Annotated in this window: 9 protein-coding genes; 3 read left to right on the plus strand and 6 right to left on the minus strand. The window is 72.3% G+C overall.

The window, feature by feature from the left end; all coding sequences use genetic code 11:
* The 6 genes from ACWDX9_RS53895 to ACWDX9_RS53920 form a co-directional block, all read right to left on the minus strand.
* The coding region (locus tag ACWDX9_RS53895; protein ID WP_449970017.1) for an ROK family protein at positions 1 to 594 on the minus strand (594 nt) is incomplete at its 3' end.
* Positions 591 to 2609, minus strand: a complete 2019-nt coding sequence (locus tag ACWDX9_RS53900; RefSeq protein WP_449970020.1) for a GH36-type glycosyl hydrolase domain-containing protein — start codon at positions 2607 to 2609, stop codon at positions 591 to 593. The genes ACWDX9_RS53895 and ACWDX9_RS53900, both read right to left, overlap by 4 nt.
* Positions 2606 to 3406 (minus strand): carbohydrate ABC transporter permease, encoded by an 801-nt coding sequence (locus tag ACWDX9_RS53905; protein WP_364256169.1) that lies wholly within the window; start codon positions 3404 to 3406, stop codon positions 2606 to 2608. The genes ACWDX9_RS53900 and ACWDX9_RS53905 overlap by 4 nt, the downstream gene beginning before the upstream one ends.
* A complete protein-coding gene (locus ACWDX9_RS53910) occupies positions 3403 to 4320 on the minus strand; it encodes a carbohydrate ABC transporter permease (protein ID WP_364256166.1) in 918 nt (305 codons plus the stop codon). The genes ACWDX9_RS53905 and ACWDX9_RS53910 overlap by 4 nt, the downstream gene beginning before the upstream one ends.
* Complete coding sequence (locus tag ACWDX9_RS53915) at positions 4317 to 5603, minus strand: ABC transporter substrate-binding protein (protein WP_364256163.1); 1287 nt, start codon at positions 5601 to 5603, stop codon at positions 4317 to 4319. The genes ACWDX9_RS53910 and ACWDX9_RS53915 overlap by 4 nt, the downstream gene beginning before the upstream one ends.
* A gap of 35 nt (positions 5604 to 5638) precedes the next feature.
* Positions 5639 to 6406 carry a GntR family transcriptional regulator gene (locus tag ACWDX9_RS53920; protein ID WP_350732207.1) on the minus strand — a complete coding sequence of 256 codons (768 nt, stop codon included), beginning with the start codon at positions 6404 to 6406 and terminating at the stop codon, positions 5639 to 5641.
* Positions 6407 to 6601: 195 nt separating this feature from the next.
* Between ACWDX9_RS53920 and ACWDX9_RS53925 the strand changes: the two genes are divergently transcribed.
* Genes ACWDX9_RS53925 through ACWDX9_RS53935 form a run of 3 tightly spaced genes read left to right on the plus strand, consistent with a single transcriptional unit; the run spans position 6602 to position 10085 of the window.
* Positions 6602 to 8329 carry an ATP-binding protein gene (locus ACWDX9_RS53925; protein WP_449970025.1) on the plus strand — a complete coding sequence of 576 codons (1728 nt, stop codon included), beginning with the start codon at positions 6602 to 6604 and terminating at the stop codon, positions 8327 to 8329.
* Between the two features lie 14 nt (positions 8330 to 8343).
* Positions 8344 to 9483, plus strand: coding sequence for an exonuclease SbcCD subunit D (locus ACWDX9_RS53930; protein ID WP_449904667.1), 1140 nt, complete (start codon positions 8344 to 8346; stop codon positions 9481 to 9483).
* Positions 9483 to 10085: an AAA family ATPase gene (locus tag ACWDX9_RS53935; protein ID WP_449970028.1), complete on the plus strand. Its 603-nt coding sequence runs from the start codon at positions 9483 to 9485 to the stop codon at positions 10083 to 10085. Before ACWDX9_RS53930 ends, ACWDX9_RS53935 begins: the two co-directional genes overlap by 1 nt.
* Positions 10086 to 10106 lie beyond the last annotated feature (21 nt).

Genomic DNA, 10106 nt, shown 5'->3' on the forward strand with positions numbered 1-10106 from the left:
GGCGGCCTCGGCGACCTCCGCCGCGGTGGCCGTCGCCGTCCCTGGGCGGAAGGCCCGCACGATGCCCGGCCCGCCGGCGAACGTCTCCACGCAGCCCCGGTTGCCGCAGCAGCAGACCGGTCCCCAGGGGGAGACGGTGAGGTGGCCGATCTCGCCGAGGTTGTCGCGCGGCCCGACGAGGACGGTCCCGCGCAGCGCCACGGCCCCGCCCACGCCGGTGCCGAGCACGGCGAACAGCACGTCGGCCAGCCCGCGGGCGGCGCCCAGCGCCAGCTCGGCGCGCGCGAACGCGCGGGCGTCGTTGACGACGGAGACGGGGACCCCGGTCAGCTCGCGCAGCCGGGCCCCCACGGGGTAGCCGTCCCAGTCACCCGGCGGATTCGGGACGAACAGGGCGGTCCCGGTGTCGCGGTCCACGTGGCCGGGGAGCCCGATCCCGATGGACCCGGCGTGCGGGGCCAGCGAGGCCGCGAGCTTCACCGTCTCGTCGGGACCGGGCGGCGTGGGGACGGTGCCCGAGCCGGAGACCGCGTCGCCTTCCAGCGTCACCCATTTGATGTACGTGCCGCCGACGTCGACCCCGAGCGCGGTCACGGCCCGACCTCCAGCGCCCGGGAGGCGAAGCGGGCCCCGCCGCGCGGCCGCCGGAAGGGTTCGACGCCGAGCAGCCGCAGGTAGGCCAGCAGCGGCTGGGAGTGGCTGTGCAGGTTGGCGACCGGGTACGCCTGCATGGCGACGCCGACCTCGGCCAGGTCCCAGGTGCGCCCGGGGCGGCCGGTCTCGGGGGCCAGGTAGGCGTCGGGGCCCGACAGCGTGCCCTCCCAGACGTCCGGGTAGGCGGCCGTGTGCGCGGCCAGCGTCATCCGCCGCCACCAGTCCCAGGCCAGGTCGGGGAGGTGTTCGGCGGCGGCCCAGACGAGCGTCATGTTGATCGCGTACCAGATCGTGCCGACCCCGCCGGGGCCGTACGCGTCGGCGGCGGGCCAGCGCAGCCGGGCGCCCAAAGGGGAATCGGCGGCGGAAGTGCGCTCGATCGTGCGCAGCAGCTCCACGGCCCGCTCAGGTGGGGCGGCACCGCACAGAACGGCCCAGGGCTGCACCTCCAGCCACAGATCGTCGTCGCCGACGACCGCTCCCGGGCCGTACGCGCGGCGGTACCAGCGCCCGTTCCACTCCCCCGCGACCAGGTCGCGCAGCTCCTCGCCGAGCTTGCGGGCCTCGGCGGCGGTCGCGTGGTCGCCGAGCCGTTCGGCCAGCGTCGCGTAGCGCGGCAGGACCCAGGCGGCCATGGCGGAGTTGAGGACGGACTCGCCCCGGGCGATCATCACCTCGCGCGGCACGCCGCTCTCGGTGATGGCCATGTCGTTCCAGTCGGCGTTGAGGATGCGGACGTGCCCGTGCTCGCCCCGTCCGACCACCTCGGCGAAGAACCTGAACTGCCTGCGCAGGTTCTCCAGCAGCGGCACCCCGGGGGTCCCATGGACCGGGTGGTACGGCACCGTCGCGTGGAAGGCGGCCTCGTCGCCCGTCGCGCTGAGGTACTCGGCCGCCAGCCACAGGGCCCACAGGTTCTGGTCCGACGGGCGGAACAGGTCGGTCCAGGGCTGCTTGTCCGGTCCGAGCGCATACGGCAGGTCGCCGTCGGGTCCGCCCCACGCGCACGTGTTGCGCAGCACGGACAGCGCCAGGTCGGGCTCGATGTAGACGAGCGGGAGCGCGTGCTGGAGCGGGTCGCGGGCGGCGCCGTTGAAGCCGTGCCGGAAGGAGTAGCACGATCCCTGGTCGAGGGTGTGGCCGCCGAGCACGCCGTCGGCGCAGGCCGCGCCGGTGAGCAGGGCGGCGTGCCAGGGGATCTCCCGCTCGGCCTCGGGCGCCCGCGCGGCGGACGCGCGCGGCAGCCGGGCGCGCAGGGCCGCCAGGCTCTCCTCGAACGTCGCGGTCCCGCACGTCGCGGTCCCGGACGAGACGTCGATCGTCGCGGTCTGGGATGAGGGGTCGAGCAGGCCGTAGCGGAGGTCCAGCACCCGCTCCTCGCCCGCCGCCAGCTCCAGCGGGAGCACGAGCCGCCCGGACCGCGTCCTGGCTCCGCCGATCAGCTCCAGTTCGAGCCCGGGGTCGTCGGCGTCGGCGGCGCCGGTGATGAGCTCGACCCGGGCCGGCCTGGCCGCCCACTCCTCGGTCGCCTCCAGCCGTACCGGCGCGTCGAGCAGGTTGCGCACCCGCAGCCGGATCAGCACCCACGGCTGCTCGCCCTCCGGGCAGAGGACCGTGCGTTCCAGCGCCACCCGCTCGTCGGCCACCCGGACGACGGCGAAGGTCGGCCCGAAGATCCGCTCAGATCCCGAAATATCGGTGGAAAGCTCGCCGATGCGGGTCACGCCGGTCCCCCGGGTGAGCCACAGCAGGCCGGTGTGCTCGTCGAACAGGTCGCTCAGCCCGTAGTTGTCCGACACCAGCGTGATCCGCCGGTTGCCCACGTGCGCGACGTGCCGCCGCGTGGGCGGGTCCAGCACGGGGTCCCACTCGGCGCGCGGGTCCCGCTCCTGGTCCAGCGTGTACGCGAACGCGGGCAGCCCGTACGCCGTCGTCCACTCCCCGTACGAGCTCATTTGCGCACCCCTCCCAGGGTCAGCCCGGCGACGTAGTAGCGCTGCAGCAGGAACATCAGCGCCAGCGGCGGCACCGCCGTGATCAGCGCGGCGGTGCTCACCAGGCCGATGCTGAAGTCGTACTCGGTCTGGAGCTGAGACAGCCCCACCGGCAGCGGCCACAGGCCCGGGTTGTTGGCCACGATGAGCGGCCAGAGCAGGTTGTCCCACTGCGCGAGGAACTGCAGCAGGAAGAGCGTCAGCAGCGCGGGCCGCAGCAGGGGCACGCCGATGCGGGCGAAGATGCGCAGCTCGCTCGCCCCGTCCACCCGCGCGGACAGCAGCAGCTCGCGCGGCAGCGCCAGCGCGAACTGGCGGACCAGGAACACCCCGAAGGCGCTCATCATGAACGGCACGATCATGCCCTGGAAGGTGTCGATCCAGCCCAGCGCCTTGACGATGAGGTACATCGGCACGAGCACCACGATCGGCGACAGCGACAGCGTCCCCACGATCACCGCGAACAGCGCGCGGCTGCCGGGGAAGCGGAGCTGCGCGAGCGCGTACCCGGCGGCGGCGGACAGGATCACCTCGAGCACCGCGATGCCGAGCGAGAGGATCAGGCTGTTGCGCAGGTAGAGCGGGAAGCCGCCCTGGCCGAACAGCTGCGCCACGTGCGCGCCCAGCTGGGAGACGTCGAACGACAGCCCGCCGAGATCGCTCGCGTCCGAGGCCGAGGAGACCGCGATCATCGCGTACACCGGCAGCAGCATGACGGCCACGACCAGCGTCAGGACGGTCCCGCGTAAGACCTTCACCCGTCATCGCCTCCCCGCAGCACGCGGAACTGCGCGACCGACAGCGCCAGCATGGCCGCGAGCAGCACCATCGCGATGGCCGACGCGTAGCCCATGCGCTCGAACGTGAAGCCGGTCGCCCACATGTACAGCGGCAGCACCTCGGTCGCGCCCGCCGGGCCGCCCTTGGTCAGCAGGAAGGCCGGCACGAACGACTGCATCGCCCCGACCACCGCGATCACCAGCACGAACAGCAGCGTGCGGCGCAGCAGCGGCAGCGTGATGCGGAAGAAGATCCGCACCGGCCCGGCCCCGTCGAGCCCGGCGGCCTCGAAGACGCTCAGCGGCAGCCCCTGGAGGCCCGCCGTCAGGATGATCACGAACAGGCCGAGGTGCTTCCACGTCGTCATGATCACCAGGGCCCAGAGCGCCAGGCCCTCGTCGGTCAGCCACGGCTTCGGCTCCGCGCCGGCCAGCCCGATCAGCGCGTTGGCCAGGCCGTCCTCGGCGAAGATCACCGACCAGGTCAGCGAGGTGGCCACCAGCGGCATCGCGGCCGGGATCATGATCAGCCCGCGCAGGAAGGCGTTGTAGCGGCCCGGCTTGCTCAGCGGCACGGCGATCGCCAGGGCGAGCACGATCGACGGAACCACGGAGCCGGCGGTGTAGACGGCGGTGACCCTGGCCGAGTTCCAGAAGCCGGGGTCCTCCAGCATCCTGCGGTAGTTGTCCAGGCCCGTCCACTCGGGGGCGCCGGCGAGGTCGTAGCTGGTGAAGCTGAGGTAGACCGCCGACACGAACGGCACGACCCAGAAGACCAGGAAGTACAGGGCGGCGGGGAGGGACAGCAGGGCGCCGGTGCGCGCCTCCGCCCAGCGCTGCCCCTGGCCCGAGACCCGCGCGACACGAGGTGCGAGCCCCAGCGACAGCGTCATAGGGCGATCCGCATCGCCTGGTCGAAGTCGGCCGCGGCCTGCTCGGGGGTCTTCTTGCCGAACGCCACCGCGTCGCCGGCGTCGGTGAGCGCCTTGGCCATCTCGTTCCAGACGGGCGTCTGCGGGCCGAAGTCGGCGTGCGGGGCGGAGGCGGCCATGATGTCGATGGCCTTCTGGTCGGCCCCGGGCAGCTTCTCCCAGCCCTTGACCGGGGTGAGCAGGCTGGCGTCCTTGAGCTGCTTGGCGGCGACGTCCTCGCGCTGGAGGTAGTCGATGAAGTGCCAGGCGGTGTACTGGAGCTTGGACTTCTGGGCGACCGCCCAGCCCCACGTGTAGGCGGGGGCGACCGGCTGGCCCGACTCCCAGCGGGGCATCGGCGCGATGTCGAAGCCCTTGCCGAAGGTCAGCTTGGGGTTCAGCGTCGGGAACAGGTCCATCGCGAACAGCCCGGACACCAGCATGGCCGCCTCACCGGTGGCGAACAGCCCGAATCCGGACAGCGGGTTCGACAGCTTGGGGTTGCCCAGGCTGCCGTAGTAGCGCAGGGCCTCGACCCCGGGGTCCGAGGCGAGCGTGGCCTTGGTGGCGTCGGGGCTGAGTATCGTGCCGCCCTTGCCCTTGACCAGGGCGAGCAGCTGCATCAGCGTCCACTGCGGGCTGCCCAGGATCCACTGCAGGCCCACCTTCTTGCCGTCGGCCGAGGTCAGCCGCTTGCTGTATTCGGCGACCTCCTCCCAGGTGGTGGGCGGCTTGTCCGGGTCGAGCCCGGCTTCGGCGAACCTGTCCTTGCGGTAGTAGAGGTAGCAGATCGTGTAGTCGATGGGGACGCCGTACAGCTTGCCCTCGTACGACAGCGAGCCGATCGCGTGCTCGTCGTACGCCTGGACCAGCGCCTTCTCGTCGGCCACGCCCATGGCCTTGGGGATGATCGGGGCGAGGCGGCCCTTGCGGGCGTGGCCCGGGATCGTCCAGCCGCCGATCTTGACCAGGTCGGGCGGGACGTCACCGGCGAACGCGGTCAGCAGCTTGGCGTCGAGCTTGTCGACCGGCACGTACAAGGGGGTGATGTCGACCCCGCCGAACTCCTGCATGTAGCTGCGCAGCAGCGGGTTGAAGACCTTGTCGTACGCCTTGGTCTGGTGCAGCCAGACGGAGAGTTTTCCGCGCGGCACCCCGTCGGCGGGGACCGTGGCGGCCGGTTCGGAGCCGCAGGCGGCGAGCAGGCCGGACGCCGTCGCGAGGGTGGCGGTTCTGAGCAGGGCACGGCGGGTCAACCTGGTCATGCTCGACCTCCCGGATATTGGGCCGGTATGGGGGTTTACTGGCCCATGAGAGCGTTGTTGGGGTCGTTGAGCTCCACGGAGAACACGGTGAGATCGCCGCGGGCGTGGCGGATGGTGTATTCGAGGGCGATCCCGCTCTCGGTGCACGTGCTGCGGGCGGTGGCCAGCAGGGCCGCGGCCATGGGCACGCGCAGCAGCTCGGCGAGCCGGTAGTCGGCGTTGACCGCGCCGATCGTCTCCCGGCCGCTCGCGGGGGTGAGGCCGTACTTGGTGCGCAGCAGGTCGTAGAGGGAGCCGGTGAGGTCCTCGTCGAGGATGCCGGGGACCAGCTCGACGGGCAGGTGGGCGCTTTCGAGCATGCAGGGCACGCCGTCGAGCAGGCGCAGCCGCTCGACGAAGACGATCTCCTGGTCCTCCCGCACGCCGAGCGCGGCGGCGGCGTCGGACCCGGCCTGCTGGAGGTGGGCCTTGAGCAGCCGCGTCGCGGGCTTGCGGCCCAGCCGCGCCATCGTCTCGGTGAACCCGACCGGCCGCGATCCCAGCTCGGGGGCCACGGCCTGCGGGGCGGTGTAGGTGCCGCTCCCCTGCCTGGCCACCAGCAGCCCTTCCTGGACCAGGTCGCCGATCGCCCGCCGGGCCGTCGCCCTGCTCACGCCCGCGTAGACCATCAGGTCCTTCTCCGCGGGGATCATCGTGTCGGGCTCGCAGTCGCGGATCACCGCCCGCAGGCGCTCGCGCAGCTGGTAGTAGAGCGGCACCGCGGCTGACGGGTCGAGCGCCAGCCTGCGTTCCCAGTCGGTCATGACGTCTCCGCCTCAGTTGTACGGACGACCGTATCTTTTCTGCTCACCGGGCGAGTGTCAACCATGTGATCCCACAGGGCGATAGCGCACGTGAAATGCGCCGGACGCACACCTCGGGCCCACTACGCTCCTTTAGAAGGGCGTTTCGTGGGGGCGGAGGGATGAGTGACGGTCAACGGGGCGGTAAACCATCAGGTGAGCGAGGCGGCACCCACGGCGGGTGAGGCGGTCGGGCGGGTGCTCGGCACCCAGGCGGCCTCGCCGCTGTCGTTCTGGGTCGGCCTGGAGCCGGGCAAGGTCCTCCAGCTCGACGACGTGGTGGTGACCAGGCGCGACGTGCCCGGCCACGGCACCGTGCTCGTGGCCGGCGTGGTGACGACCGTGGAGGCCAGGCACGAGGGCGCCGCGTACGACTCCGACGTCTTCCTGATCGCCGACGGCGCGCTGCCGGCCGCCGTGGTCGAGGTGGCGGAGGTGCGGGTGACGCGGGTCGAGCCGGAGGTGTTCGTGCCCCCGCTGCCCGGCTCCAGGGTCTTCCTGGCCGGCTCGGGCGACCGCGACCAGGCCCTCTACTTCGACGTGATGGACCGCCGGATCCCCCTGGGCATGGGCCGCGACGGCCAGCCGCTGTACGTCAACTTCGACTTCCTCGACGGCACCCGCGGCGCCCACGTGTCGATCTCCGGCGTCTCCGGCGTGGCCACCAAGACCTCCTTCGCGACCTTCCTCCTCTACTCGATCTTCAATTCGGGCGTGCTGGAGGGAGAGGCCGCCAACACCAAGGCGCTGATCTTCTCCGTCAAGGGCGAGGACCTGCTCTTCCTCGACCACGGCAACGTGCGGCTCGACGAGCGCGCCAGAGGCGTCTACGCCCGGCTGGGGCTGCCCGCCAAGGCGTTCGGCAGCGTCCACGTCTTCGCCCCGCCCCGGCCGAACGACCCCAACGGCGTGCCGCACGTCTCGGCGCGCACGCAGGGGGTGAGCTCCTTCTACTGGACGCTGGTCGAGTTCTGCCAGGAGGAGCTGCTGCGCTTCGTGTTCGCCGACTCCGACGACGAGCGGGCCGGCTACTCCCTGCTGGTCGGCCAGGTCGCCGCCCGGCTGAAGGCGTGGGCCGAGCCGGTCGGCGACGGCGGCGCGGTCATGGTGCGGGGCACGTCCTGCCGTACCTTCACCGACCTCGTCGAGCTGCTGTCCGACGAGCTCCAGGACGAGGGCACGCGCGGCGAGTGGACCGGCGCGCAGACGCCGCTCGGCACCGTCAACGCGTTCCTGCGCAGGCTCCGCAGCGCCGTGCGGCCGCTGTCCCCGATCGTCCGGGGCGACCTGCCGTTCTACCGCAACCACTCGGTCCGCACCTCCGACGCCCAGGTGTCGATCGTGGACCTGCACAACCTGCCTGAGCGGGCGCAACGGTTCGTGGTGGGCGTGGTGCTGCGCGGCGAGTTCCACCGCAAGGAGTCCTCGGGCACGGCCCGGCCGCTGCTGTTCGTGGTGCTGGACGAGCTCAACAAGTACGCCCCGCGCGAAGGCGACTCCCCGATCAAGGAGATCCTGCTGGACGTGGCCGAGCGGGGCCGCTCGCTGGGCGTCATCCTCATCGGCGCCCAGCAGACCGCCTCGGAGGTGGAGCGGCGCATCGTCTCCAACAGCGCCGTACGCGTCGCCGGCCGCCTCGACCCGGCCGAGGCCGCCCGGTCCGAGTACGGCTGGCTGCCCCCGGCCGTCAGGGAGCGCGCCACGATCGCCAAGCCCGGCACCATGTTCGTCGCCCAGCCGGAGATCCCGGTCCCGCTGGCCGTCGCGTTCCCCTTCCCGGCGTGGGCGACCCGGCCGGCCGAGGCCGCGACCGAGCCGGCGAAGGTCTCGGCCGATCCGTTCCAGGGCCTGCCCGGCGTCGAAGACGACATCCCGCCCTTCTGACCACAGGTGGTTTCGTGAAGATCCTGCACACCGCGGACTGGCACGTGGGCAAGGTGCTCAAGGGCCGCCCCCGCTTCGACGAGCACCGGGAGGTGCTGCGCGAGCTGGTGGCCGCCGCCCGCACCCACGACGTCGACGCCGTCATCGTGGCCGGCGACCTGTTCGACACCTCGGCGCCCACGCCCGAGGCCCAGTCGCTGGTGCTCAACGCGCTCATGGCGCTGCGCGGCGACGGCAGGGACGTGATAGTGCTGGCCGGCAACCACGACAACCCGCAGTTGCTGGAGGTCTACCGGCCGGTGCTCGGCAAGCTGGGCCTGCACGTCATCGGCTCGTTCCGGCGGCCGGACGCGGGCGGCACGCTGGCGTTCACGGCGCGCTCGGGCGAGCCGGTGCGGCTGGCGGTGCTGCCGTTCCTGTCGCACCGCTACGTCGTACGCGCCGCCGAGGTCCTCACCGGCACCGCCGCCGACCACAACCGCGACTACGCCGCCCGCATCGGCGAGCTGATCGGCGCGCTCACAGCCGGCTTCCACGCCGACACCGTCAACCTGGTCACCACCCACGGCACCCTGCCCGGCGGGGCGTTCGGCGGCGGCGAGCGGGAGGCGCAGTCGATCTTCTCCTACTACTTCGAGCCGACCGCGTTCCCGACCGCCACCCAGTACGCCGCCCTCGGCCACCTGCACCGCCGCCAGCAGATCCCCGGCCCGTGCCCGATCTGGTACAGCGGCTCGCCGCTGGCCGTCGACTTCGGCGAGGAGGGCAACACCCCGGGCGCGCTGCTGGTCGAGGTCACGCCGGGCAAGCCCGCCGTGGTGCGGGAGCTGGCCTTCGCCTCGGCGCGGCGGCTGCGCACCGTGCGCGGCACGCTGGAGCAGCTGGAGGCCATCGAGCCGGGCGACGACTGGCTCAAGGTGATCGTGGAGGAGAAACCCCGGGTGGGCCTCGCCGACGACGTGCGCGGCCTGCTGAACGGCGCCGTGGACGTGGTCCTGGACGAGCGGTTCCGGCCGGTGCCCGCCACGCGCAGGACCGGCTCGGCCGAGCGCAGCCCGCGCGAGCTGTTCCGCGAATACCTGACCGCCACCGGCCGCCACGACGAGCAGGTGGCCACGCTGTTCGACCGGCTCTACGACGAGGTGACCGGCTGATGCGACCTCTCCTGCTGCACCTGGACCACTTCGGCAGCTTCCGCGAGCCGGTGACCGTCGACTTCTCCGACACCGAATACTTCGCGCTCGTGGGCCCGACCGGCGCCGGCAAGAGCACGATCATCGACGCGATCTGCTTCGCCCTGTACGGCACGGTGCCGCGCTGGGGCAGGGAGAACTCCATCGCCCACGCTCTGGCCCCGTCCGTCGCGGCCGGCAAGGTGGCGATGGTGTTCGACAGCAACGGGCGGCGCTTCGGCGTGGCCCGGTCGATGGTGCGCGACGCCAAGGGAGCGGTGCGCACCAAGGAGGCCAGGCTCGACGAGCTCGACCCGGCTTCGCCGCTCGAGCAGGCGTTCGACGCGGTGGTCAAACCGCTCGCCGAGGGCGAGAACGTCACCCCGGAGGCGCAGCGGGTGACCGGGCTGGAATACCGGTTCTTCACCCAGTGCGTGGTGCTGCCGCAGGGGCGCTTCGCGGAGTTCCTGCACGCGGCGCCGCGCGAGCGGCAGGACCTGCTGGTGCAGCCCGCGAGTTCCGGGCCGCCTTGGCCGATCCTCGCCATGAGGAACACGAGCACTTGGTGCGCTGGGCGGGGCTGACCCGCGCCGCGGAGTTCGATC

It is taken from the genome of Nonomuraea sp. NPDC003201, assembly GCF_053590415.1.